Annotated in this window: 19 protein-coding genes and 3 pseudogenes; 7 read left to right on the forward strand and 15 right to left on the reverse strand. The window is 65.7% G+C overall.

Going from position 1 to position 24,251, the window contains the following annotated elements; translation table 11 throughout:
• A pseudogene (locus CF68_RS38445) lies at positions 1 to 183 on the reverse strand (SDR family NAD(P)-dependent oxidoreductase); the annotation flags it as partial.
• 9 nt (positions 184 to 192) lie between these two features.
• On the opposite strand from CF68_RS38445, the gene CF68_RS17830 reads away from it, so the two are divergent.
• A complete protein-coding gene (locus CF68_RS17830; protein ID WP_035821171.1) occupies positions 193 to 1,257 on the forward strand; it encodes a CDP-6-deoxy-delta-3,4-glucoseen reductase in 1,065 nt (354 codons plus the stop codon).
• A 284-nt stretch (positions 1,258 to 1,541) separates the two neighbouring features.
• Complete coding sequence (locus CF68_RS17835) at positions 1,542 to 2,729, forward strand: acetylornithine transaminase (RefSeq protein ID WP_035821174.1); 1,188 nt, start codon at positions 1,542 to 1,544, stop codon at positions 2,727 to 2,729.
• 225 nt (positions 2,730 to 2,954) lie between these two features.
• Here the strand turns inward: CF68_RS17835 and CF68_RS17840 are convergent, their stop codons facing one another.
• From CF68_RS17840 to CF68_RS17870, 7 genes are all read right to left on the reverse strand, one after another.
• Positions 2,955 to 3,671, reverse strand: coding sequence for an ABC transporter ATP-binding protein (locus tag CF68_RS17840; RefSeq protein WP_035821176.1), 717 nt, complete (start codon positions 3,669 to 3,671; stop codon positions 2,955 to 2,957).
• Positions 3,672 to 3,688: 17 nt separating this feature from the next.
• Positions 3,689 to 4,465, reverse strand: coding sequence for an ABC transporter ATP-binding protein (locus CF68_RS17845; RefSeq protein WP_035821178.1), 777 nt, complete (start codon positions 4,463 to 4,465; stop codon positions 3,689 to 3,691).
• A 13-nt stretch (positions 4,466 to 4,478) separates the two neighbouring features.
• Positions 4,479 to 5,636 (reverse strand): ABC transporter ATP-binding protein, encoded by a 1,158-nt coding sequence (locus CF68_RS17850; protein ID WP_035821180.1) that lies wholly within the window; start codon positions 5,634 to 5,636, stop codon positions 4,479 to 4,481.
• 13 nt (positions 5,637 to 5,649) lie between these two features.
• Complete coding sequence (locus CF68_RS17855; RefSeq protein ID WP_022536455.1) at positions 5,650 to 6,585, reverse strand: branched-chain amino acid ABC transporter permease; 936 nt, start codon at positions 6,583 to 6,585, stop codon at positions 5,650 to 5,652.
• 214 nt (positions 6,586 to 6,799) lie between these two features.
• A complete protein-coding gene (locus CF68_RS17860; protein WP_035821183.1) occupies positions 6,800 to 7,996 on the reverse strand; it encodes a branched-chain amino acid ABC transporter substrate-binding protein in 1,197 nt (398 codons plus the stop codon).
• Between the two features lie 566 nt (positions 7,997 to 8,562).
• Positions 8,563 to 9,528, reverse strand: coding sequence for a 4-hydroxy-3-methylbut-2-enyl diphosphate reductase (ispH, locus tag CF68_RS17865; RefSeq protein WP_035821186.1), 966 nt, complete (start codon positions 9,526 to 9,528; stop codon positions 8,563 to 8,565).
• A gap of 39 nt (positions 9,529 to 9,567) precedes the next feature.
• Positions 9,568 to 10,056 carry a peptidylprolyl isomerase gene (locus CF68_RS17870; RefSeq protein ID WP_035821189.1) on the reverse strand — a complete coding sequence of 163 codons (489 nt, stop codon included), beginning with the start codon at positions 10,054 to 10,056 and terminating at the stop codon, positions 9,568 to 9,570.
• 105 nt (positions 10,057 to 10,161) lie between these two features.
• On the opposite strand from CF68_RS17870, the pseudogene radC reads away from it, so the two are divergent.
• The 4 genes and pseudogenes from radC to nadB all read left to right on the forward strand — a co-directional run bounded on the left by radC (position 10,162) and on the right by nadB (position 13,237).
• Positions 10,162 to 10,849 (forward strand): annotated as a pseudogene (gene radC, locus CF68_RS17875) (DNA repair protein RadC).
• 191 nt (positions 10,850 to 11,040) lie between these two features.
• Positions 11,041 to 11,274, forward strand: coding sequence for a 50S ribosomal protein L28 (rpmB, locus tag CF68_RS17880; RefSeq protein WP_006575661.1), 234 nt, complete (start codon positions 11,041 to 11,043; stop codon positions 11,272 to 11,274).
• Positions 11,275 to 11,287: 13 nt separating this feature from the next.
• Positions 11,288 to 11,458: a 50S ribosomal protein L33 gene (gene rpmG / locus CF68_RS17885; RefSeq protein ID WP_010814980.1), complete on the forward strand. Its 171-nt coding sequence runs from the start codon at positions 11,288 to 11,290 to the stop codon at positions 11,456 to 11,458.
• 186 nt (positions 11,459 to 11,644) lie between these two features.
• The gene (gene nadB / locus CF68_RS17890; protein ID WP_035821191.1) at positions 11,645 to 13,237 is read left to right on the forward strand and encodes an L-aspartate oxidase; all 1,593 of its coding nucleotides are present in this window, start codon (positions 11,645 to 11,647) and stop codon (positions 13,235 to 13,237) included.
• A 73-nt stretch (positions 13,238 to 13,310) separates the two neighbouring features.
• On the opposite strand, the gene nadC is transcribed toward nadB, so the two are convergent.
• The 6 genes from nadC to purN all read right to left on the reverse strand — a co-directional run bounded on the left by nadC (position 13,311) and on the right by purN (position 20,560).
• Positions 13,311 to 14,174 carry a carboxylating nicotinate-nucleotide diphosphorylase gene (gene nadC / locus CF68_RS17895; RefSeq protein WP_035821193.1) on the reverse strand — a complete coding sequence of 288 codons (864 nt, stop codon included), beginning with the start codon at positions 14,172 to 14,174 and terminating at the stop codon, positions 13,311 to 13,313.
• Positions 14,171 to 15,325: a quinolinate synthase NadA gene (gene nadA / locus CF68_RS17900; RefSeq protein ID WP_035821195.1), complete on the reverse strand. Its 1,155-nt coding sequence runs from the start codon at positions 15,323 to 15,325 to the stop codon at positions 14,171 to 14,173. The genes nadC and nadA overlap by 4 nt, the downstream gene beginning before the upstream one ends.
• 127 nt (positions 15,326 to 15,452) lie before the next feature.
• Entirely contained in the window at positions 15,453 to 16,643 is a 1,191-nt protein-coding gene (locus CF68_RS17905; protein ID WP_013957873.1) for an acyl-CoA desaturase, read from the reverse strand.
• A gap of 385 nt (positions 16,644 to 17,028) precedes the next feature.
• A complete protein-coding gene (locus CF68_RS17910; RefSeq protein ID WP_035821197.1) occupies positions 17,029 to 18,435 on the reverse strand; it encodes a mechanosensitive ion channel family protein in 1,407 nt (468 codons plus the stop codon).
• A 65-nt stretch (positions 18,436 to 18,500) separates the two neighbouring features.
• A complete protein-coding gene (locus CF68_RS17915) occupies positions 18,501 to 19,895 on the reverse strand; it encodes an RsmB/NOP family class I SAM-dependent RNA methyltransferase (RefSeq protein WP_035821199.1) in 1,395 nt (464 codons plus the stop codon).
• Positions 19,892 to 20,560 (reverse strand): phosphoribosylglycinamide formyltransferase, encoded by a 669-nt coding sequence (gene purN / locus CF68_RS17920; protein ID WP_035821202.1) that lies wholly within the window; start codon positions 20,558 to 20,560, stop codon positions 19,892 to 19,894. Before purN ends, CF68_RS17915 begins: the two co-directional genes overlap by 4 nt.
• A 257-nt stretch (positions 20,561 to 20,817) precedes the next feature.
• Here purN and CF68_RS17925 point away from each other — a divergent pair, with 257 nt between their 5' ends.
• A complete protein-coding gene (locus CF68_RS17925) occupies positions 20,818 to 21,477 on the forward strand; it encodes a response regulator transcription factor (RefSeq protein ID WP_011615962.1) in 660 nt (219 codons plus the stop codon).
• 39 nt (positions 21,478 to 21,516) lie between these two features.
• Here the strand turns inward: CF68_RS17925 and CF68_RS17930 are convergent.
• A pseudogene (locus CF68_RS17930) lies at positions 21,517 to 23,285 on the reverse strand (ATP-binding protein).
• Positions 23,286 to 24,251 lie beyond the last annotated feature (966 nt).

Consider the following 24,251-nt stretch of genomic DNA (forward strand, 5'->3'; position numbering starts at 1 on the left):
CGCCGGCTGTGAAGTCACGGCAAAGACACGCATGCGCGACGACAGGATTCGCAGGCAGCGCGTCCCCACATCCCCGCAGCCGACGATCAACAGGCGCGGGCGGCCCAGCTGGCGCGAAGGTGCCGGCAGCCGTGGGACTTGTGGGAGGCGCGAGGGCTGCAGCTTCGACAGAATTTGGCTCATAGACCGATTATGGCTTATCAAGTAACCGTCATGCCCAGCGGCCACAAGTTTGAAGTGGCCACGGACGAAACCATCCTCGGCGCGGCCCTGCGCCACAGCATCGGGCTGCCCTACGGCTGCAAGAACGGCGCCTGCGGCTCGTGCAAGGGCCGCGTGCTCGAAGGCACCATCGTGCAGGGCGACCACGCCCCGGCGGCACTGACCGCGCAGGAGAAAACCGAGGGCCGCGCCCTGTTCTGCTGCGCCAACGCCGCCTCGGACGTCACCATCGAGTGCCGCGAAGTCCACGGCGCGGGCGACATCCCGATCAAGAAGGTGCCGTGCCGCGTGACCGCGATCGAGCGCCTGGCAGATGACGTGATCGCCATCAAGCTGCAGCTGCCGGCTACCGAGCGCATGCAGTACCTGGCCGGCCAGTACGTGGAATTCCTGCTGCGCGACGGCAAGCGCCGCAGCTATTCGATCGCCACGCCGCCGCATGAAGACGGCCCGATCGAGCTGCATATCCGCCATATGCCGGGCGGCGCCTTCACCGACTACGTATTCGGCGCCAGGGAAGGCCAGCCCGCCATGAAGGAGCGCGACATCCTGCGCTTCGAGGGCCCGCTGGGCAGCTTCTTCCTGCGCGAGGAATCCGAGACCCCGATCATCCTGCTGGCTTCCGGCACCGGCTTCGCGCCGATCAAGGCCATCGTCGAGCACGCCGCCTACACCGGCATCCAGCGCCCGATGACCCTGTACTGGGGCGGCCGCCGGCCCAAGGACCTGTACATGCACGCGCTGTGCGAGCAGTGGGCGCGCGAGCTGCCCAACTTCCAATACGTGCCGGTGGTCTCCGACGCGCTGCCTGAAGACAACTGGCAGGGCCGCACCGGCTTTGTCCACCAGGCCGTGATCGCCGACCATCCCGACCTGTCGGGCCACGAGGTCTATGCCTGCGGCGCCCCGGTGATGATCAATGCCGCGCGCGGCGACTTCACCCGCCAGTGCAAGCTGCACGAGGACGCGTTCTTCGCCGACTCGTTCACCTCCGAGGCCGACATGCACCCGGCCGGCTCGGCCCCGGCGGCCTGAGGCGCGAGCCGCCGCCAGCCGTTCCGTCAGCGCAACAATGCCCGGGCCTGCCAAAATTCGTTTTGACACCCGGGCGCATGCACCTTATATTTGCCCGCATGCACATGACCTTCAACCGACGCCGCAGCTTCCGTACGTCGCTCCCCGCTGGGGTGCCGCGCGGCTGACCGTCGACTGCGTCTGTTCATGTCAACGAGCCACGGGCAACCCCCGTGGCTTTTTGTTTTTGTTCCGGTTGTTACGCCCGTCCGTCCATCGTTTAAAGCCGACCCCTGGAGTCCGCCATGGCATTTGCTGAGTTTCCCGTCCAATCCCTGATGTACATCACCAACCGGCCCGAGCTCGTGTTCACCGAGGGCAAGGGCTCCTGGCTGACGGATCACAACGGCAAGCGATACCTGGACTTCGTGCAAGGCTGGGCAGTGAACTGCCTGGGCCATTCCAACCAGGGCATGATCGACGCGCTGGTGGCCCAGTCGCACCGGCTGATCAACCCGAGCCCGGCCTTCTACAACGAGCCGATGCTCAAGCTGGCCCGGCAGCTGACCGACCACAGCTGCTTCGACAAGGTCTTCTTCGCCAACAGCGGCGCCGAGGCCAACGAAGGCGCGATCAAGCTGGCGCGCAAATGGGGCCGCAAGCACAAGGACGGCGCCTTCGAGATCATCACCATGGACCACAGCTTCCATGGCCGCACGCTCGCCACCATGAGCGCGTCGGGCAAGGCCGGCTGGGACACCATCTTCGCGCCGCAGGTGTCGGGCTTCCCCAAGGCCAACCTCAACGACCTGGCTTCGGTGGAGAAGCTGATCACCGACAAGACCGTCGGCATCATGCTGGAACCGGTGCAGGGCGAAGGCGGCGTGCTCCCCGCCACGCGCGAGTTCATGCAGGGCCTGCGCGCGCTGGCCGACAAGCACAGGCTGCTGCTGATCGTCGATGAAGTGCAGACCGGCTGCGGGCGCTGCGGCACCCTGTTCGCCTACGAGCTGGCGGGCGTGGAGCCGGACATCATGACGCTGGGCAAGGGCATCGGCGGCGGCGTGCCGCTGTCGGCGCTGCTGTGCAAGGCCGAGGTCGCCAGCTTCGAGGCCGGCGACCAGGGCGGCACCTACAACGGCAACCCGCTGATGACCGCGGTGGGCAGCGCCGTGATCGAGCAGCTGACCGCGCCCGGCTTCCTCGACGACGTCAAGGCCAAGGGCGAATACCTGAGGGAACAGCTGCTGGCGCTGTCCGCCGAGTTCGGCCTGGCCGGCGAACGCGGCGACGGCCTGCTGCGCGCGCTGATGCTGGGCAAGGACATCGGCCCGCAACTGGTGGAAGAAGCCCGCGACATGGCGCCGCAAGGCCTGCTGCTGAACGCACCGCGCGCCAACCTGCTGCGCTTCATGCCGGCGCTGAACGTGACGCGCGAAGAGATCGACCAGATGATCGGCATGCTGCGCACGCTGCTGAAGAAGCTGGCCTGAGCCTGGTCATTCGCCAGACGGAAAAAAGCCTCGCTCGCGCGAGGCTTTTTTCTTTGTGGTGCCGCAGAGGAGTGAGGGAGAGAGCCAGCGCCGCAGAACCCGCGCACACCAGCCTTAGCAGGCGTTGCGCGGGGCCCCGCGGCAAGGGGAAAGGCCTTGCGCCTGCGTGCGCCTGCCCTCTCCCTCACCCCTCTTGCGGCGGGGGGGGAGGCGGCGGCGCGCGCCTTACTCGCCCAGGTAGGCGGCGCGCACCTTGGGATCATCAAGCATCTGCTTGGCGTCCCCGCTCATGGTGATCAGGCCCGACTCCATCACGTAGCCGCGGTGGGCAGCCTGCAGCGCCAGGCGCGCGTTCTGCTCGACCAGCAGCACGGTCACGCCCTGCGCCGAGATGTCGCGCACGACCTCGAAGATCTTCTCGACCATGATCGGCGACAGGCCCATCGAGGGCTCGTCCAGCAGCAGCACCTTGGGCTGGCTCATCAGCGCGCGCGCCATTGCCAGCATCTGCTGCTCGCCGCCGGACATGGTGCCCGCCAGCTGGTTGGCGCGTTCCTTCAGGCGCGGAAAGATGCCGAACATGCGCTCGACGTCGGCCTTGATGCCGGCCTCGTCGTTGCGCGTGTAGGCACCCATCTGCAGGTTCTCGGTGATGGTCATGCGCGCGAACACGCCGCGGCCTTCCGGCACCATCGCCAGGCCCTGCTTGAGCAGCGCATAGCTGGGCACGCCCTTGATCGACTTGCCCATGTATTCCACGTCGCCGCTGGCCCAGCCCTGCAGGCCGGTGATGGCCTTCATGGTGGTGGTCTTGCCGGCGCCGTTGGCGCCGATCAGCGTCACCAGCTCGCCGTCCTGGATTTCCAGGTCGATGCCCTTGACGGCCTGGATGCCGCCGTACGCGACCTTGAGGCCCGAGATCTTCAGTACTGTCTGTGTCATTGCTTGTCCTCCGGCCATCAGTGTGCCGATGCGCCGAGGTAGGCCTCGATCACCGCGGGGTTGTTCTGCACTTCATGCGGCAGGCCCTGGGCAATCACCTTGCCGTAGTCCAGCACCGTCATGCGGTTGCACAGGCCCATCACCAGCTTCACGTCGTGCTCGATCAGCAGGATGGTCTTGCCATCGTTGCGGATCTTGTCGAGCAGTCCGCGCAGCTCCACCTTCTCGGTCGCGTTCATGCCCGCGGCCGGTTCGTCCAGCGCCAGCAGCTTGGGCTCGGTCGCCAGCGCCCGCGCGATCTCCAGCCGGCGCTGGTGGCCGTAAGACAGGTTGCGCGCGGTGAAGTTGGCGTACTTGCCGATGCCGACATAGTCGAGCAGGTCATGCGCCATGTCCTCGATGCCCTCTTCCTCGCGGCGTACCGAAGGCGGGCGGAAGATCGCGCCGAACAGGCCGGCCTTGGTACGCGCGTGGCGCCCGACCATGACGTTCTCGAGCGCGGTCATCTCGCCGAACAGGCGGATGTTCTGGAACGTGCGCGCGATGCCGGCCTTCGCCACTTCATGCACGGCGGTCGGCTGGTAGGCCTTGCCGCCCAGCACGAACTCGCCCGAATCCGGCGTGTACAGCCCCGTGATCACGTTGAAGAAGGTGGTCTTGCCGGCGCCGTTGGGGCCGATCAGGCCATAGATCTCCCCCGGCTTGATCTGCAGGCCCACCTCGGACAGCGCCTGCAGGCCGCCGAAACGCTTGTTCACCCCCTGTACCGACAGGAGGAAATCGTTGTTGCTCATATTGTCCTCCTGGTCAGAAACGGCCCACGCTGCCCGCACGGCGCACCACCGGGCGGTCTTCCTTGCGCGGCGACGGCCAGATGCCCGCCGGGCGATACAGCATGACGCCGACCAGGGCCAGGCCGAACAGCAGCTGGCGCAGCACTTCGGCATCGACGATGACATGGCCGAACAAACCGGTCTGCATCGGCTCCGCCACCACGCGCAGCAGCTCCTGGAAACCCACCAGCAGAACGCCACCCAGGATCACGCCCGGGATATGGCCCATGCCGCCGAGCACCACGATGGCCAGCACGTAGATCGATTCCCACAGCGTGAACGATTCCGGCGACACGAAGCCCTGGAAGGCGCCGAACACCGCGCCCGAGGCACCGCCGAACGACGCGCCCATGGCAAAGGCCAGCAGCTTGATGTTGCGGGTGTTGACGCCCATCGCCTTGGCGGCGATCTCGTCTTCGCGGATGGCCACGAAAGCGCGGCCGATACGCGAAGTCTGCAGCCGCAGGCTCACGAACACGATCACGATGACCAGGAACACCAGCAGGTAGTAGTACATAAACACCGGCGAAAACTTCAGCCCCAGGATCTCGTGCGTCTTCGAGAAGTCGAAGCCGAAGATGTGAACCGGATCCACCGCGGTGATGCCCTTGGGTCCGTTGGTGATGTTGACCGGGCGGTCCAGGTTGTTCATGAAGATACGGACGATCTCGCCGAAGCCCAGCGTCACGATGGCGAGGTAGTCGCCGCGCAGCTTCAGCGTTGGCGCCCCGAGCAGCACGCCGAAGGTGGCGGCTACCAGGATCGCGATCGGCAACACGAACCACATCGACAGGTGGATGCCGGTGGGGAACAGTTGCTGGATCCACTCGAACTGGTTCGTCAGGTGGGGTGAGCCCAGCAGCGCCATCAGGTAGGCGCCCACCGCGTAGAACGCGATATAGCCCAGGTCAAGCAGGCCGGCAAAGCCCACCACGATGTTCAGGCCCAGCGCCAGCATGATGTACAGCAGCGCGAAGTCCAGCACGCGGACCCAGTAGTTGCCGCCCAGGGTCTGGACGAAGAACGGTGCGCACAGGGCGATCACCAGGAAGCCAATCAGTGCGGCCAGGGTCTTGGCCGGCACCTTGGTGGGCGCCGCAACGGCTGCCGTGGATGGAATCGGAGTATTCATGGATTCGCTCTCCTCAGGCGCGTTCCGCCACGCGTTCGCCCATGATGCCGGACGGACGGAAGACGAGCACGGTGATCAGCACGATAAAGGCAAAGACGTCCTGGTAGTTCGACCCGAAGACGCCGTTGGTGAGGTCGCCGATATAGCCGGCGCCGAGCGCTTCGATCAGGCCCAGCAGCATGCCGCCGACCATGGCGCCCGCCAGGTTGCCGATGCCACCCAGCACCGCGGCGGTAAACGCCTTCAGGCCGGGGATGAAGCCCATGTAGAAGTGGGCATTGCCGTAGTTGGTGGCCATCATTACGCCGGCCAGCGCGGCCAGCGTGGCGCCGATCATGAAGGTGGCGGAAATGACGAAATTGGGGTTAACACCCATCAGGCCGGCCACCTTCTGGTTCTCGGCGGTGGCGCGCATGGCGCGGCCGAGCTTGGTGCGGTTGACCAGGGCCAGCAGGCCGGACATCACCATCACGGCCATGCCGATGATGACCATTTCCTTGCCGGTGATGGTGGCGCCGGTCGTGCCGATGTCGATCGGCTCCGACGGCAGCAGCTGCGGGAAGGTCAGCGGGTTGCGCGACCAGATCAGCATGCCCATCGTCTGCAGGATGATGGAGACACCGATGGCGGTGATCAGCGGGGCCAGCCGTGGCGCATTGCGCAAGGGCCGGTAGGCGATCCGCTCGATGGCATAGGACAGGATCGCGCAGACCGGCATGGCGATCAGCGTAGCGATCACCAGCGTCAGCCATTCAGGCAGGCCGGGGGCGAACTTCTGCAATCCGAGGATGGCTGACAGGGCGGTCAGCGCGCCGATCATCAGCACATCGCCGTGGGCGAAGTTGATGATGCCGAGAATACCGTAGACCATGGTGTAGCCCAGTGCGATCAGTGCATAGATGCTGCCGAGCACCAGACCGTTCACGATCTGCTGGATAAAGATATCCATGAAAACTCCTGCTTCAGTCCCGGACCTTGCGGCATGGTGTGGATGCCGGGGGGGGACCATGGTGTGTAATGGGTAACGTTGCGGTGGTTGGTTTGCTGGTAAGCGACCTGCCCTGCTCCATCCATGGTAAGGATGCTTCTACATTAGGCGAGGCTAAAAAGAACGGCACCGCAAAATACTCACGGTGCCGTTCGGATGGGCCGGTAAGCCCAGATTACATCTTCACGACGTCGAGGACGGACTTCTTCTTGTCCTTGTACTCGTACAGCGTGATGGTGCCTTCCTTCATGTCGCCCTTCTCGTCGAAGGCGATATTGCCGATCACGCCCTTGTAGTTGGTCTTGGGCATTTCGGCCAGGATGGCAGCCGGTTCGGTCGAGTTGGCGCGCTTCATGGCGTCGACGACGACCATCACGGCGTCATACGTGAACGGTGCGTAGATCTGCACCGGGGCGTTGAAGCGAGCCTGGTAGCGCTTGGAGAAGTCCGCGCCCTGCTCCATCTTCGACAGGGCCAGGCCGGCCTCGGAGCAGATGATGTTGGTCACGGCGTCGCCCGCCAGTTCGGCCACCTTGTCGGTACAGACGCCGTCGCCGCCAACGATCTTGGCACCGATGCCAAGCTCCTTGGCCTGCTTGGCGAACGGGCCGCCGGTGGCGTCCATGCCGCCGTACATGATGACGTCAGGCTTCTTGCCCTTGATCTTGGTGAGAATGGCCTTGAAGTCGGTGGCCTTGTCGTTGGTGGCCTCGCGCGCCACCACGTTCACGCCGGCCGCCTTGGCGGTCTTCTCGAACTCGTCGGCCAGGCCCTTGCCGTAGGCGGTGGCGTCGTCGACGATCGCCACGCTCTTGGCATGGAGCGTCTTGCTGGCATAGTTGGCCAGTGCCGGGCCCTGCTGGGCATCGGTGGCGACCACGCGGTAGGTGGTCTTGAAGCCCTGCTTGGTGTAGTCCGGGTTGGTGGACGAGGGCGAGATCTGCACGATGCCGGCATCGCTATAGATCTTCGAGGCCGGGATCGACGTGCCCGAGTTCAGGTGGCCGACCACGGCCACGACCTTGGCGTCGACCAGTTTCTGCGCCACGGAGGTGCCAGTCTTGGGGTCGGCGGCATCGTCTTCGCCGACCAGTTCCAGCTTGATCTTCTTGCCACCGATCTCCAGGCCGGTCTTGTTGACTTCTTCCACGGCCAGGCGGGCGCCGTTTTCGTTGTCCTTGCCAAGGTGCGCGATGCCGCCGGTCAGCGGGGCCGCGTGGCCGATCTTGACGACGACGTCGCCCGCTGCGGGGGCGGTTGCCGCCGGCGCCGTGGAAGCTGCATCCGCCGGCTTCTCTTCCTTCTTGCCGCAAGCTGCTACCAGCGCCACTGCGGCCGCGATCGGCAGAATCTTGGCAAACGTGATTTGCATGAGTGATCTCCTAGGATTCACAAAAACAGGGATATTCAACGCCTCCCGGACGTTTCCCTGGCCCGCCTTTGTTTAGTTTCAATTTGAAACGCGCGCATTGTATCCCCTTTCTTAGTCGATGCAATACGCGACGCAACATCCTTAACTATTTACCGGTCAAATGAGCTAGGGAATTTCCCCAATGCACAGATTGCGGCAATTCCCGCTCACATGACGCGGTCGCCTCACCTACTTACAAGAATCGTGCCTGCGCTGCCCGATGAGGCGGATAAGCATCGCCAGCGCCACCTATAATGCGCCTTTATTAATTAGGTGTTTCATTTAAATTCAGTTGCACCCATCTCTAATGTGCAGAATGTAGCGCCGCACCATAATAGGGAAAACCCCAGACCAGGGGATTACCCTGATTTGTCTGATCAGCGGGACAACAATGTATTACCCGCACCATCCGCGTGCATTATTCGCGCCGGCCGGCTGCAAATCGGGCGCACCAAAGACAAAGGGCGCCGCATCAAGCGGCGCCCTTGTTCAAGGCAAGGCTGGCAGGCAGGCGCGGCCCGCGCCGGTCAGGCGGCTGCGCTGGCAGGCAGCAGCCCGCGCGGCAGCGGGAAGGCCATGTTCTCTTCGATGCCGTCCAGCGGGCGCACCTGGCGCGCGCCAAGCTCACGCAGGCGCTCGACGATGGACTGGGCCAGCGCCTCGGGCGCCGAAGCGCCGGCGGTCAGGCCGATGCGGCGCTTGCCGGCGATCCATTCGGGGCGCACCTGCTCGGGGGCATCCACCATATAGGCCGGCACGCCCAGACGCTCAGCCAGCTCGCGCAGGCGGTTGGAGTTGGAACTGTTGGGGCTGCCCACCACGATCACCACCTCCACCTGCGGCGCCATGAACTTCACCGCGTCCTGGCGGTTCTGCGTGGCGTAGCAGATGTCCTGCTTCTTGGGTTCGCGGATCTGCGCGAAGCGCGCCTTGAGCGCGGCCACAATCTCGCGGGTCTCATCCACCGACAGCGTGGTCTGGGTCACGTAGGCCAGCCGCGACGGGTCGGCAACCTGCAGCGTGGCGACGTCGGCGACCGACTCCACCAGCAGCATGCCGCCGCTGGCCTGGCCCATGGTGCCCTCCACCTCCGGATGGCCGCGATGCCCGATCATCACGATCTCGCAGCCCTCGGCGCGCATCTTGCTCACTTCGACATGCACCTTGGTCACCAGCGGGCAGGTGGCATCGAACACGTGCAGCCCGCGCGCGGCGGCGTCAGCACGCACTTCGCGCGACACGCCATGGGCGCTGAAGATGACGGTGGCGCCCGTGGGCACCTCGTCGAGCTCGCGCACGAACACCGCGCCCTTGCGGCGCAGGTCGGCCACCACATAGGCGTTGTGGACGATCTCGTGGCGCACGTAGATGGGCGCGCCGAAGCGCTCGAGCGCACGCTCGACGATCTCGATGGCACGGTCCACGCCGGCACAGAAGCCGCGCGGCTGCGCCATCAGGATTTCTGCGTCGGGTGCGGGGGTCAGGTCAGGCATGCTGCGGTATCAGGATGGTTCGGCACACGTGCGGCGCGCTCAGAGAATGCCGATCAGCTGCACGTCGAACAGGACGGTCTGCCCGGCCAGCGGATGGTTGAAGTCAAAGAGCGCAGCGGTCTCGCCGATCTCCTTGAGCACACCCGCGTACTTGCCGCCGCCGGGCGCGTTGAACTCCACCAGGTCGCCCGGGCTGTAGTCCTCTTCGAACGAACTGTTCTCGCGCAGCGTGGCCAGCGACACCCACTGCAGCAGCTCGGGGTTGCGCGGGCCAAAGGCCTGCTCCGGCGCCAGCCGGTAGGTCATGCGCTCGCCTTCGGGCATGCCGAGCAGCGCCTGCTCCAGCGTCGGCGCGAACTGGCCCTGGCCGAGCAGCAGCGTGGCGGGCTTCTCCTCGAACGTGCTGACGACCTCGGTGCCGTTCTCGAGCGCGATGCTGTAGTGCAGGGTCAGGAAAGAGTCAGCCTGGACAGTCTTGCGGCCAGCCGTGCCGCCGTCGGTTTCCGACGCGAAAGTTTGCAAATTCATAGGTGATCAACCGGTCAACAACCCGTATTGTATTCGACTGGCCCATCGCCCGCCGCCCCGGGCCCGGCCTCACCCTCATCACGGCGCGACTACCCTGGAGTGCTCATGACCATTGCCAACTGGCCCGCCTGCGAGCGGCCCCGCGAGAAACTGATGGAAAGCGGCGCCGCCGCCCTGTCCGACGCCGAGCTGCTGGCCATCCTGCTGCGCGTGGGCGCGGCCGGCAAAAGTGCCGTGGACCTCGCACGCGAGCTGTTGCACCGCTTCGGCTCGCTGACAGCCCTGTTCGCGGCCGAGGGGCGCGCACTGACAAGCGTCCGGGGCATGGGCGGAACCAAGTATGCGCAGCTGCAGGGCCATTCCGGAGCTGGCACGGCGCGCGCTGGCCGAATCGCTGCGCCTGCCCACCGGCTTCGACTGCCCGGCGGCGGTGCGCAACTACCTGCGCCTGACGCTGGCGCCGCTGCCGCACGAGGTCTTCCTGTGCCTGTTCCTGGATCCGCGCAACCGCATGGTGGCCAGTGAAGAACTGTTCCGCGGCACGCTGACGCGCACCGCCGTCTACCCGCGCGAGGTGGCGCGCCAGGCGCTGGTGCATAATGCGGCCGGCATCATCGTGGCGCACAACCACCCGCGCGGCACCACCGCGCCCAGCCAGAGCGACATCCGCCTGACCCACGAACTGGCGCGCACCCTCGACCTGATCGACGTCCGGCTGCTCGACCATTTCATCGTGGCCGGGCAGGAAATCCGCTCGCTGGCCGACTGCTGCGATCGCCTGCCCGGGCTGTGATGCCAACGTCACGACACAGCCAGCGCAGCAACGCCGGATAACGTCAAAGCACAGAAGGCATTGATTCGGCGAGGGAATCCGGTCTATAATGCCCGTTTTGCTGAAGTCTCAACCGCTGCAGTCCGGGCCCGCGCGCCTTTTGTTGATCTGTTGCGAACATTGTCCACGAATAGAAGATTTAGGAGTGCTTCATGGCACGCGTCTGTCAAGTGACCGGGAAAGCGCCGATGGTCGGCAACAACGTTTCCCACGCAAACAACAAGACCAAGCGCCGTTTTCTGCCCAACCTGCAGAATCGTCGTTTCTTCGTTGAATCCGAAAACCGCTGGGTGAGCCTGCGCGTCTCGAACGCCGGCCTGCGCCTGATCGACAAGAAAGGCATCGACTCCGTGCTCGCCGACCTGCGCGCACGCGGCGAAGTCTAATTAGGAGCACATCATGGCAAGCAAGGGCGGCCGCGACAAGATCAAGCTGGAATCGACCGCAGGTACGGGTCATTTCTACACGACCACCAAGAACAAGCGCACCATGCCGGAAAAGATGGAGATCATGAAGTTCGATCCCGTCGCCCGCAAGCACGTCGCTTACAAGGAAACCAAGATCAAGTAATTGATCCCGGTTCCCGCCAGAAAGCCCCGCCATGCCGCGGGGCTTTTTGTTTTGTCCACGCGGTGCTGGTGCGATAGGAGCGATAGGCGACCACCCCACCCGCGGCACTGATGCACGGCATGGCGCGCAGGTGTAGACTTTCCCGTTTCCCCCATCTGCCAAGCGCCCCCGGCGCATCTCCGCATCATGAATTTCGACGTCGCCATCGTCGGCAGCGGCCTGGCCGGCCTTACGGTCGCGCTGCAACTGGCCGACACCCACCGGGTGGCCATCCTCAGCAAGCGCGCCATGACCCAGGGCGCCAGCGACTGGGCGCAGGGCGGCATTGCCGCCGTGCTGGATTCCGGCGACAGCCATGACGAGCATACGCAGGACACGCTCGTTGCCGGTGCGGGGCTGTGCGACGAAGAGGCTACGCGCTTCATCGTGGAGCATGGGCGCGAGGCCATCCAGTGGCTGATCGACCGCGGCGTGCCGTTCACGCGCGACGAGCAGGCCGAACTGGGCTTCCACCTGACGCGCGAAGGCGGCCACAGCCGCCGGCGCATCATCCACGCCGCCGACGCCACCGGCCATGCCGTGGTCAGCACGCTGCTGCAGCAGGCCACGCAACACCCGAACATCACCATCCTGGAAGACCACTTCGCGATCGACCTGATCACCTCGCGCAAGCTGGGGCTGCCGGGCAACCGCTGCTACGGCCTGTACGTGCTGGACGACAGCACCGGCGCGGTGCATACCCTCACGGCCACGCACACCGTGCTGGCCGCGGGCGGTGCCGGCAAGGTCTACCTGTACACCACCAACCCGGATACGGCCACCGGCGACGGCATCGCCATGGCCTGGCGCGCGGGCTGCCGGGTGTCGAACATGGAGTTCATCCAGTTCCACCCGACCTGCCTGTACCACCCCTACGCCAAGTCCTTCCTGATCTCCGAAGCGGTGCGCGGCGAAGGCGGCCTGCTCAAGCTGCCCGACGGCACCCGCTTCATGCCCGAACACGATGCGCGCGCCGAACTGGCGCCGCGCGACGTGGTGGCGCGCGCGATCGACTTCGAGATGAAGAAGCGCGGCCTGGACTGCGTCTACCTGGACATCAGCCACCAGCCCGAGTCCTTCCTGAAGGAACACTTCCCGACCATCCACGCGCGCTGCCTGGAGTTCGGCATCGACATCACGCGCGAGCCGATTCCCGTGGTGCCGGCCGCCCACTACACCTGCGGCGGCGTGGTCACCGACACCGCCGGGCGCACCGATATCGGCAACCTGTACGCCGTCGGCGAAACCGCCTGCACCGGCCTGCACGGCGCCAACCGGCTGGCCTCCAACTCGCTGCTCGAATGCATGGTGATCGGCCGCGCCGCGGCCGAGGACATTTCTTCCAAGGACAAGGCCGGCCTGCCAGACATCACGCTGCCGGCCTGGGATGAAAGCCGCGTCTCCGATGCCGACGAGGAAGTGGTGGTGTCGCACAACTGGGACGAGCTGCGCCGCATGATGTGGAACTACGTCGGCATCGTGCGCACCAGCAAGCGCCTGGAGCGCGCCCAGCACCGCATCGGCTTGCTGCGCGAGGAGATCGCCGAGTACTACGCCCACTTCCGCGTCACCAGCGACCTGCTGGAGCTGCGCAACCTGGTCGAAGTGGCCTCGCTGATCGTGGACAGCGCCTACTCGCGCCATGAAAGCAGGGGCCTGCATTTCAGCCGGGACTATCCGGATGCACTGCCCAAGGCGCTGCCGACGGTGATGCAGCCGCCAGCCACAAGGAAGCGCTGAGCGCTGGCCAGGCAAAGAAAAACGGGGTGGCGCCGCAAGGCCCCACCCCGTTTTTCTCGTATCGCGCGAAGCGTCAGCCGATGATCCGCAGCGAATAATCCGTCGCCCGCACGTCCTTGGTCAGCGCACCGACCGAGATCCGGTCCACGCCGGTTTCGGCAAAGGTGCGGATGGTGTCGGCATTGACGCCGCCCGACACTTCCAGCAGCGCCCTGCCCCGGTTGAGCCTGACCGCATCCTGCATCATCGGCACGGTGAAGTTGTCGATCAGCACCGACTTCGCGCCGGCCGCAAGCGCTTCTTCCAGTTCGGCCAGCGTTTCCACCTCGATCTGCACCGGCGCCCTGGTATCCAGCGCCAGCGCCGCCTGCATGGCCGCGCTGATGCTGCCAGCCGCGGCGATATGGTTTTCCTTGATCAGGATGCCGTCGTACAGCGCCAGCCGCTGGTTCTCGCCGCCGCCGATACGGACTGCGTACTTCTGCGCCAGGCGCAGGCCCGGCAGCGTCTTGCGTGTATCCAGCACGCGCGCACGGGTGCCGGCAATCAGGTCGGCATAGCGGCGCGTGGCAGTGGCCACGCCCGACAGCAGCTGCAGGAAATTCAGCGACGGGCGCTCCGCCGTCAGCAGCGAGCGCGCCGGGCCGGTGATCTCGCAGACCACCGAATCGGGCGCCATGCGGGCACCTTCCTGCTGCAGCCAGCGCACTTCCAGCGCCGGGTCGACCGCACGCATGCAGGCATCGAACCACGGCTGGCCGCACAGCACTGCGGATTCGCGCACGATCACGCGCGCGCGCGCCGCCTTGGCCGCAGGCACCAGCAGGCCGGTCAGGTCGCCGCTGCCGACATCCTCGGCGATAGCGGCCTGCACATTGGCTTGCAGCGCGGCCTGCAGCGCCGGGCCGTAGCTGTCGAAAATCGGGTTCACGCTCATGCCGGGCCGATCCCCTGGAACAGCGCCTGTTCCTTGGCCAGGTCGGCCGACGGGCGCACATTGCGCTTCTGCGCGGCGGCGAAGTCCAGCATGCGGTTGATGCAGTTCACCGCCTGGCGCCCGGTCACCGGGTCGACATGGACCTCGTTGCGGCCGGTTTCCAGCACCTCGGCCAGGTTGGTGAGCGCGTTCATGGCCATCCACGGGCAGTGCGCGCAGCTCTTGCAGGTGGCGCTGTTGCCGGCCGTGGGCGCTTCAATGAAGTGCTTGCCGGGCGCGGCCATGCGCATCTTATGCAGGATGCCGTTGTCGGTGGCGACGATGAACTCGGTCGCGTCCAGCTTCTGCGCGGCCTCGATCAGCTGCGAGGTGGAGCCGACCACGTCGGCCTGCGCCACCACGTTCTCCGGCGATTCCGGGTGCACCAGGATCTTGGCGTTGGGGAATTCGCGGCGCAGCAGGTCCAGCTCGATGCCCTTGAACTCGTCATGCACCAGGCACGAGCCCTGCCACAGCAGCATGTCGGCACCGGTCTGCTTCTGGATATAGCTGCCCAGGTGCTTGTCCGGCGCCCACAGGATCTTCTTGCCCTGCGCATGCAGGTGCTCGACGATCTTCAGGCCGATGCTGGAGGTCACCATCCAGTCCGCGCGCGCCTTCACGGCGGCGCTGGTGTTGGCGTAGACGACCACGGTGCGGTCCGGGTGCGCATCGCAGAAAGCGGCGAACTCGTCGGCCGGGCAACCCAGGTCGAGCGAGCAGGTCGCGTCCAGGTCCGGCATCAGCACGGTCTTCTCGGGGCTCAGGATCTTGGCGGTCTCGCCCATGAAGCGCACGCCCGCCACCACCAGGGTCTGGGCCTCGTGGTCGCGGCCGAAACGGGCCATTTCCAGGGAGTCGGAGACGCAGCCGCCGGTTTCCTCGGCCAGGTCCTGCAGGTCGGCGTCGACGTAATAGTGCGCCACCAGCACCGCATTGCGCTCCTTGAGCAGGCGGCGAATACGCGCCTTCAGCGACTGGCGCTCGTCAGGCGTCAGCACCGGCGGCACCTTGGCCCAGGCATGGGCCACGCAGCTACCGCCAGTGGCGTTTTCGGCATCCGCCAGGTTCGGCTTTTCGAACTCGACGGTCTTGATCGATTGTGGGGTCATCTCCGGTACTCCTCTAGACCTTCGCCAGCAAGGGTGCGGCCCGGCCAGAATATTGGGGAGTTTATCTAAAACAAAAGCCCCGCCATGGGCGGGGCTTTGTCAAACCATACGGCGCGGCCGGATTGTATCAGGCGTAGCGGCGCAGGCGCAGCGAGAAATCTTGCAGCGCCTGGATGCCACTAGCCTCGGCACGATGGCACCAGGCCTGCAGCTGCTGCAGCAGCTGCTCGCGCGTCAGGTTGGAACGGCCCCAGATGGCGGCCAGTTCACGGCGCATTTCGACGAAGGTCTGCAGCGCCTTGTTCTGTTCGACGATGCTGGCCAGCTGTTCGCGCTGCGGCGCGGCCAGCTTGGTTTCCTCGCGGTGGAACCACTTGCTGGCGGGCTTGAAGCTGCGGTACTCGGCCACGCCGCCTTCCTTGAGCTTGTCCAGTTCCTGGCGGAACGCGCCCTTGACGGCCTTGGCGTAGCGCGCCATCACGTCATAGCGGTTGGCGATGATCGCTTCCAGGGTGTTGTGGTCAACCGGGCGGGCTTCCACCAGGCGTGCCTTGGGCGGGGTCTTCTTGACCTTGGCCAGGCCGACTGCCTGCATCGCGCGGATATAGCCCCAGCCCACATCGAACTCATACCACTTGATCGAGAACTTGGCCGAGGTCGGGTAGGTGTGGTGGTTGTTGTGCAGCTCTTCGCCGCCAATGATCAGGCCCCACGGCGACACGTTGGTCGAGGCGTCCTCGCAATCGTAGTTGCGGTAGCCCCACCAGTGGCCCAGGCCATTGATGATGCCGGCGGCATGGATCGGGATCCACAGCATCTGCACGGCCCACACGGTCATGCCGATCACGCCGAACAGCGCCAGGTCGATGATCAGCATCAGGCCGACACCCTGCCAGCCGAAGCGCGAGTACACATTGCGCTCAACCCAGTCATTGGGGCAGCCATGGCCAAACTTGGCGATGGTTTCCTTGTTCTTGGATTCGGCCCGATACAGTTCCGCTCCCTCCAGCAGCACCTTGCGGATGCCGCGGGTCTGCGGGCTGTGCGGATCTTCTTCGGTTTCGCACTTGGCGTGGTGCTTGCGGTGGATGGCGGTCCACTCGCGCGTGACCATGCCCGTGGTCAGCCAGAGCCAGAAGCGGAAGAAATGCTGGGCGATCGGGTGCAGATCCAGCGACCGGTGCGCCATGCAGCGGTGCAGGAAGATGGTGACGCCGGCGATCGTGATATGCGTCATCACGAGCGTGTAGATGACGATCTCCCACCAGGTCCAGTTGGCAAGGCCGTTGGCGGCCCAGTCAAGAATAGTGTCGAACAAACTGTTCTCCGTCGGTTAAACAGGGACTTTCCCGTGCAGGCCGGCGGGGCCGGTGCACGCAACGCGCAGAAAAAAGGCTGCGAATCCAAGTGATTGCGATAGCTTTCTGGCGCCTGCCACGGGACCCGAAGTCATTCCGGGCTCCCAGGCACACGAGTCTCGCGCCGGCGCCGGGATGACCCTCGGCTGGCGGGACAAGGTACGAGCCGCTGCAATCTGGCGGCTGTCTGATGTGGGAGCGTGCGCTGCAACCTCAGCTGCAACCCGCGACAACCCGGCATTCTACCGGATCGCGCGACGCGCAAGCATACGCTATTTCCCGGATTTTGACGGGGCGCCACAGTTTTCGTTCCGTGGGTGGCGCATGCTGCGCCCATCTTGCGGCCTATGCGGCACTCACCGCATTCGCTGCATCCGCTACGGTCTTAGATGGGGGCAGATCGTTGCCGGGCAAGGGTGCCTCGCTCAGCACGCGGAGTTCGCGCTGCGGATAGGGGATGGAAATCCCATGCTCGCGCAGCGTGCGCCAGATCGCGCGGTTCATCGCCGACTGCACGCCCAGCTTGCCGTTCTGCGGGTCGGCCACGAAGACCGCAACCTCGTACTCGATGCCGCTGTCGGCAAACAGCACCAGGAAAGCGGCGGGCTCCGGGTCGGGCAGCACGCGCGGCAGGTCACGCACGCATGCGGTCAGCAGCGCGATCACCGTTTCCGGATCCGCGCTGTAGTCGGCCTGCACCCGGGTAGCCACGCGCACATTGGTGTTGGAGAACGAATGGTTCTGCACCGGCTGCGCCACCAGCTGCTCGTTCGGCACCAGGGTTTCGCCATCGCCGTTGCGCACCACCGTATAGCGGGTGCGGATCTGCGACACTATGCCGGTGTACTTGTCCACCGTGATCTGGTCGCCCAGCTTGACCGAGCGGTCCAGCAGGATGATGAAGCCGGAGATGTAGTTGCTGGCGATCTTCTGCAAACCCAGCCCCAGGCCCACGCCCAGCGCGCCGCCGAACACCGACAGCACGGTCAGGTCGATCCCCACCAGCGACAGGCTCAGCAGCAGCGACACCAGCAGCAGCAAGGCCTTGGAGATGCGAGTCAGCACCACCTTCAGGTTGCCGTCGAGGTTGGCCGAGCGCATCAGCCGCTCTTCCAGCCAGGAACCGAACCACAGCGCCACCAGCACCGTCAGCAGGATCCAGACCACCGCCATCAGGGTCTCGGCCAGGCTGATCTTCTGCTTGCCGCCGATCGAGAAGCGCACGCCCTCCATCCACGCCACCACGTCCGCCAGCACGCCCAGCACGTACAGCGCCATGCCGGCCCACACCAGCGTGGTCAGCACCTTCTCCACCAGCAGCAGCATGCCGTGCAGCTGGCCGCTGCCCGACATCACCCGGCGCAGCACATAGAAGGTGAAATTCAGGAAGGTGATGCCGAACAGCGGCACCAGCGCCAGGCGCAGCACGCTGATCGGGATCAGCGGCTCCAGCGCGAAGCGGGCGATCAGCACCAGCACCCAGCCGGCCAGCGGGAACATGGCGCGCTCGAGGCTGGCGGCGGCAAAGCGCACGGAAAAGCTTGAGCTTTCGTAGCGCGCTTCCAGGCGCCGCACCACGAAGCGCGCCAGCGGCCACGCCACCAGCAGGCAGCCGGCCAGCACCAGCAGCTGCCAGAAGAAGCCCGGCCCGCCTGCGTCGCGGATCAGGTCGTCCAGCATCTTGCCGAACATGGAATGGGAGGCCTTCAGGTCCTTCAGGCCGCCCAGGTCGGACAGGGTCTCACCGTTCATTGAGGAAACTCAGGGTTGGCACGGCCGCCCGCGCGATCGGCGGGCGGCCCGGCAGGCACCGGCGTTCAGCTGGTGCGTTCCAGCACCGCGGCAAAGAAGCCGTCGGTCTGGTGCAGGTGCGGATACAGGGCAAACATGCCGTTGTCCGGCAGCCCGGTCACTTCGATCTTCTGCTCGGCCAGCACTTCGGCGGCCGGCACCAGGCGGAAGTTGGGGTGCGCAGCCAGGAAGTCGCGCACGATCTGCTCGTTCTCGGCCTCCAGCACGCTGCAGGTCGCGTAGACCACGCGGCCGCCGCCCTTCACCAGCCGCGCGGCCGAGTCCAGGATCGCGCTCTGCTTGGCAGTCAGTTCCAGCACCGACTCGGGCGATTGCCGCCACTTCAGGTCGGGGTTGCGGCGCAGCGTGCCCAGCCCGCTGCAAGGCGCGTCGACCAGCACGCGGTCGGCCTTGCCGGCCAGGCGCTTGATCTTGGCGTCGCGCTCGGAGTCGATCAGCACCGGATGGACGTTGGACAGCCCGCTGCGCGCCAGCCGCGGCTTCAGGTTGGCCAGGCGCTTTTCCGATACGTCGAAGGCATAGAGCCGGCCGGTCGAGCGCATCGCCGCGCCCAGCGCCAGGGTTTTGCCGCCCGCGCCGGCGCAGAAGTCGACCACCATCTCGCCGCGCTTGGGTGCAACCAGGTTGCACAGCAGCTGGCTGCCTTCGTCCTGCACCTCGACCAGGCCGTTGACGAAGATCGGCAGCTGGTTCAGCGCCGGCTTGCCGGCCATGCGGATGCCGGCCGGCGCCATCGGCGTGGGCTCGGCGCCCAGGCCGGCGGCCTGCAGCTCGGCCAGTGCGGCTTCGCGGCTGGTCTTGGCCAGGTTGACGCGCAGGTCCAGCGGCGCCGGGCGCAGCAGCGCGTCGCCCAGGGCCGCGGCAAAGGCCTCGCCGTGGCCGCGCACCAGTTCGTCGTACAGCCACTCGGGCAGGTTGGCGCGCACGCGCGGCGCCAGGCTGGAGCGCTCGATCGTGGTCAGGCGGTCCAGCCACTCGGCTTCTTCGGGATGCAGGAACGGCGTCAGCGTGTCGCGGCCCAGGGTCGCGGCCAGGCCCAGCAGCGCCAGCCGGCGCGAGGTCGCGCCCGTGCCGCTTTCGGCAAACTGCGCAAACTCGACGCGCCGGCGCAGCACCGCGTAGATGGCCTCGGCGATGATGCCGCGCTCGCGGTGGCCAAGCTTGCTGTTCTCGCGGAAGTAATAGCTCACCACGGCATCGGCCGGGCGCGCAAACAGCATGACCTTGCCCAGCAGGCGGTCGATATGCTGGATATGGGTGGCATGCAGGCCGCCATGCGAGCGGACCGGGGCACCGTTGGCATTGGGCGACTTGCGGATGGGGCTGCCCTTGCCCTTGCTGCGCGCGGGGGCGTGTCCTTCGCTGCGCGGGGATCGGGTTCCTGCCTGGGTGCGACTCATGCCTTGACTCCTCCCGCCGGGGTATCGGCGGAGATGGCCATCAGCAATTGCGATTCGGCCGGGTTGATAACGTTGACTACGCCGTCCTGCAGCTGCAGGCGGTCCTCTACGAACCATTGCACGGCGCGGGGATAGATCACGTGCTCGCAATCGAGCAGGCGCGCGGCCAGGCTCTCGGGCGTGTCCGCGGGCCGCACATCAAGTGCAGCCTGGATCACGATCGGGCCATGGTCGAGTTCAGGGGTGACAAAGTGTACGGTGGCGCCATGCAGCTTGACACCGGCGTCCAGCGCCTGCTTGTGGGTGTTCAGGCCCGGGAAGCATGGCAGCAGCGACGGATGGATATTCAGCAGCCGGCCCGCATAGCGGTCGACGAAGCCGGGCGTGAGTATACGCATGAAACCGGCCAATACCACCAGGTCGGGCGCGTGGGCGTCGATGGCCTCGGCCAAAGCCGCATCAAAAGCGGCGCGGTCAGGGTGCTGGCGATGGTCGACCACACCGGTTTCGATGCCATGCTGCTGCGCGAATTGCAGCCCGGCGGCATCCGGCCGGTTCGACAGTACTGCCGCCACCCGGGCGGGCCAGCCGCCACCCGCGCACGCACGGACGATGGCTTCCATATTGGAGCCCCGCCCGGAAATCAAGATGACAATTTTTTTCATCGCGCAATTCTACCAAGGCAAGGCGCTAAACTCTGGTAAAGCCAACGCATTACGTGCTTAATTCACGAGATTCGGACAGGGCGCGATGTCTCTAACATGTGACGGCATGCCCGTATACCCCCGATTGATGGATTGTGACGCTTCGCCCCCTCTGCTAGAGTGGGCGCTACGTCCACGCGCCAACCCTGTGCACGACACAGTGCTCGCCAAGAGCTGGTGACAACAAGGACGAAACGGGAATTTGAACGGGAATTCGCATGTCGAACGCTGCACCGACGTTGTTGGTGGTCGATGATCATCCTATGGCTTTGTCAGGCACTACGGCTTTCCTCGCCGAAGTCATGCCGGATGTGGCAGTCCATGCCGCCGGCAGTGCCCGCGAAGCCCTGACAAGCCTGCAGCAGGGGCTGCGCCCCGATATCGTGCTGCTCGATATCTGGCTGAACGACGGCACGGGCTTCGACGCCATGCAGTCGTTCAAGACCGTTATCCCTGGCGCACGCTTCATCTTCATGTCCGCCGAGGCCACCCCCGAGATCGTCGGCCGCGCCCGCGCGCTGTCGGCCTGCGGCTTCGTCGGCAAGCACCTTGATGCCAATGCCTTCACCGCTGCGGTGCGCAAGGTGCTGGCAGGCGACACCTCCTTCCCCACCGATGAGGCCCTGAACGGCCGCGCGCAGTCGTTCGGGCCCGCCCACGGCATTCCGGTCACGCCGGCCGAGCTCGGCCTGACACCGCGCCAGGGCTCGGTGCTGGCGCTGGTGCTGGAAGGCCTGCCGAACAAGGTGATTGCGCGCCGCCTGGGGCTGACCGAGAACACGGTCAAGGAACACGTGTCGGCCATCCTGCAGCGCCTGGGCGTGCGCACGCGCATGCAGGTGATGTCGCGCATGGAACGGTTCCGCCTGCGCCAGTAACGCAGGCCGGCGCCCTTCGCCGTCTTTCGCCTCCCCGCCCTACGCCGGCCGCAGCCAGCGGCGCAGCAGCAGCCGCAGCGAAGCCGGGTCCACCGGCTTGGGCAGCACGAAATACCCCGCCTCTTCCGCCGCCGCCAGCGCGGCGGATTTCAGGTCGCCGGTCAGCAGCGCGCTGCGCGCCTGCGGCTGCGTGTTCTGCCAGCGCTCGAGCAAATCCAGTCCGTTCTCGCTGCCGGGCAGGCGCAGGTCGCAGAAGATGATGTCCGGGCGCAGGCCACGCGGATGCCCCAGGCCTCCATCAGCGCGATCCAGGCCTTGCGGATCTGGCTGTCGTCGTCGACCACCAGCACCGTGCCCTGCAGGCGGTCGGGCTTGGCCTCTTCCGCCTGCGCCATCGCGCGCATCTCGCGCACGCTGGCGACGGTCTCGGCCCGCACCGTCGCCAGCGCGAACCAGAACACCGAACCCTTGCCCGGCACCGAGCGCACGCCATAGGTGCCGCGCATCAGGCGCACGCATTCCTTGAAGATGGCCAGCCCCAGGCCCAGGCCCTGCGACGGGTCGCGCTGCGGGTTATGGACCTGGTAGTACGGCGAAAAGATGTCGGGCAGGTGCTCGGGTGTCACGCCGGCGCCGGTATCCCAGACTTCCAGCCGCACATTCTTGCGGCGCTGGCGCGCGGTCACCAGCACGCCGCCGCGCTCGGTGTAGCGCAGCGCGTTCTGCACCAGGTTGAACAGGGCCCGGCGCAACAGCACCGGCTCGGCCATGGCGTAGAGCTCGTCGGGCACGCGCGGGGTCAGGGTCAGGCCGCTTTCGCGCGCATCGGCGGCAAACTGGCTCATCACGTCGCGGATCAGCGCGCCCAGCTCGCATGGCTCCAGCGTCGGCAACACCTTGCGCCCTTCCAACTTGGACAGGTCCAGCAGCGAACGGAACAAGAGGTCGATGGTCTGGGTGCCCGCCGCCACCTGCTCCACCAGCGGATGCAGCGCCGACGACTGGTTGCGGGCGCGCAGCGCCTCCACCAGCATCACCAGCGCATGCACCGGCTGGCGCAGGTCGTGGCTGGCGGCGGCCAGGAAGCGCGACTTCTCCTCGCTGGCATGCAGCGCGCGCTCTTTTTCATCTTGGAACTGCTTGGCCAGGCGGCGGCTGTCGCCCTCGAGCTGGATGGCGCGCACCAGCGTGACCTGCAGGTTGAAGGCATGGCGCGACAGCATCCCCCCATAGATCACCAGCAGCCCCTGCACATAGGCGCCATGGCCGGGGAAGGCGAATTCCGCCATCAGGATGTTGGGCACCAGGATCGGCACGCCGGCATAGACCAGGTTCGACGGCACCGGCGCCTGCGACACCGCGCCGCCTGCCAGCACCCCAAGGGTCAGCAGGTACAGCACGCTGGAGAACACCGCCGAGCCTGTATACAAATGCAGCAGCGCCGAGCTGCCCCAGGTCACGCCGGTCAGGAAGGCAACTGCGCGCATATTGTTCCACCACTTGCGCGTGTGCGCGGAACGGCTCATCGAGGCATGGTCGCGCTGGTAACCGACGTAGAACCACAGGCCGCCGGCCGTCAGCAGCAGCATCACCGCGCACCAGCCGAGCAAGGCCGAGTGGCTCACGTCGTTCCAGAATCCCAGTGTGGTCAGCGCGGGCAGCAGCACCGAGGCCACGATCGCCGTGGGCGAGTTCTTGTGCACGATGGCCATCAACTTGGCGCGCGTCTCGACGTCGAGCTGGGCGGTCGCCTGAGACAGGACTCGGGGCAGGAGCCGGGAAAAGAACCGGTTGGGCAGCGCTTTCAAGTGTGGCTGGCTTGGAATGGGCGGATCTCGGGGGCAGCAGGTGCCAGGGCCGAAGTGAAGCCGAAGTGGGCCATATCATGCCGCCTTTTGCGGCATCGCGCCATGCCGCGAGGGCCGGTTGCGGCACAAAAACAGCAGCGCGGCACCGGCCGCGGGCGGCGGGAGCGGCAAGCGGACCCATTCGCCTTATAATGCTCGCTTTAGTGCGACACGCACTCTCGTGTCCGGGTAGCTCCAACGTAAGGAGTGTTGACCTTTTGTCGAGACAAGGGCAGGGCCTCGGCCCGAACCATCCCATCTCGACCATGACTTGCTTTGATGAACCTAGCCGCGAGGCCGGGCGAATTCATATGTTGTGAGGAAGCCGGAGCACTGGCCGACTTGCAGCTTGCTTTTGCTGGATAGATTTCCAGCCATTGCCCAAGGGCGGGGACTCTCGCCTTTGGGCGAGTTTCTCTGTAAACGCCCCTCTGTGGAGGGTGCGGGTGGTTGCGCAGCGGCTTCTTTGCTGGGTAATCGCCAACATAGCATTTCAACCGATCCAGAGGGATCGGCGCTACGTTCTTCGGGACGGTGGTCCGCGCTCGCAAGAGAGCGCCGTCGTCAAGCGCTCGCCTGTATGGGAGCACGTAAGCAAGAAATGAGGACCCGGAGCGTAAGCTCCACGCGTTATGGTTCGGTCGAGCCCGCCCGTGAGGGTGCCTTGATAGAGAACCTGCTATGCGATTAGCAGTAGCCTAGGGGGACATGCGTCACTGGCAACGGTGGGGTGTGAAGCTCCCCTGACAATGTAGCCCCCGTAAGGGTGCCCGTGGGTTGTGAGATCTACGGGTAGCAAACCGAAGCAGCATCGGTTGAGGAGCTAGGCTGGCTGGTATGGGTAACACATGTGAACTGCTGATAAACGTCGTAAGCATTGCAGTGCCAAAGCTGATGATAGGCACTAACCAAAAGGTACGTGGTCGG

This window comes from Cupriavidus sp. SK-4 (assembly GCF_000611125.1).
GTDB classification, from domain to species: domain Bacteria; phylum Pseudomonadota; class Gammaproteobacteria; order Burkholderiales; family Burkholderiaceae; genus Cupriavidus; species Cupriavidus necator.

Excerpts from the sequence above, each read along its gene's own strand:
- nadA (WP_035821195.1), bottom strand. The coding sequence starts at position 15,325 with ATGACCCCACAATCGATCAAGACCGTCGAGTTCGAAAAGCCGAACCTG.
- CF68_RS17925 (WP_011615962.1), top strand. The coding sequence starts at position 20,818 with ATGTCGAACGCTGCACCGACGTTGTTGGTGGTCGATGATCATCCTATG.
- ispH (WP_035821186.1), bottom strand. The coding sequence starts at position 9,528 with ATGCCTGACCTGACCCCCGCACCCGACGCAGAAATCCTGATGGCGCAG.
- CF68_RS17850 (WP_035821180.1), bottom strand. The coding sequence starts at position 5,636 with ATGAATACTCCGATTCCATCCACGGCAGCCGTTGCGGCGCCCACCAAG.
- CF68_RS17860 (WP_035821183.1), bottom strand. The coding sequence starts at position 7,996 with ATGCAAATCACGTTTGCCAAGATTCTGCCGATCGCGGCCGCAGTGGCG.
- CF68_RS17855 (WP_022536455.1), bottom strand. The coding sequence starts at position 6,585 with ATGGATATCTTTATCCAGCAGATCGTGAACGGTCTGGTGCTCGGCAGC.
- purN (WP_035821202.1), bottom strand. The coding sequence starts at position 20,560 with ATGAAAAAAATTGTCATCTTGATTTCCGGGCGGGGCTCCAATATGGAA.
- nadC (WP_035821193.1), bottom strand. The coding sequence starts at position 14,174 with ATGAGCGTGAACCCGATTTTCGACAGCTACGGCCCGGCGCTGCAGGCC.
- CF68_RS17835 (WP_035821174.1), top strand. The coding sequence starts at position 1,542 with ATGGCATTTGCTGAGTTTCCCGTCCAATCCCTGATGTACATCACCAAC.
- CF68_RS17845 (WP_035821178.1), bottom strand. The coding sequence starts at position 4,465 with ATGAGCAACAACGATTTCCTCCTGTCGGTACAGGGGGTGAACAAGCGT.
- CF68_RS17870 (WP_035821189.1), bottom strand. The coding sequence starts at position 10,056 with ATGAATTTGCAAACTTTCGCGTCGGAAACCGACGGCGGCACGGCTGGC.
- CF68_RS17915 (WP_035821199.1), bottom strand. The coding sequence starts at position 19,895 with ATGAGTCGCACCCAGGCAGGAACCCGATCCCCGCGCAGCGAAGGACAC.
- rpmB (WP_006575661.1), top strand. The coding sequence starts at position 11,041 with ATGGCACGCGTCTGTCAAGTGACCGGGAAAGCGCCGATGGTCGGCAAC.
- CF68_RS17840 (WP_035821176.1), bottom strand. The coding sequence starts at position 3,671 with ATGACACAGACAGTACTGAAGATCTCGGGCCTCAAGGTCGCGTACGGC.
- CF68_RS17910 (WP_035821197.1), bottom strand. The coding sequence starts at position 18,435 with ATGAACGGTGAGACCCTGTCCGACCTGGGCGGCCTGAAGGACCTGAAG.
- nadB (WP_035821191.1), top strand. The coding sequence starts at position 11,645 with ATGAATTTCGACGTCGCCATCGTCGGCAGCGGCCTGGCCGGCCTTACG.
- rpmG (WP_010814980.1), top strand. The coding sequence starts at position 11,288 with ATGGCAAGCAAGGGCGGCCGCGACAAGATCAAGCTGGAATCGACCGCA.
- CF68_RS17830 (WP_035821171.1), top strand. The coding sequence starts at position 193 with ATGGCTTATCAAGTAACCGTCATGCCCAGCGGCCACAAGTTTGAAGTG.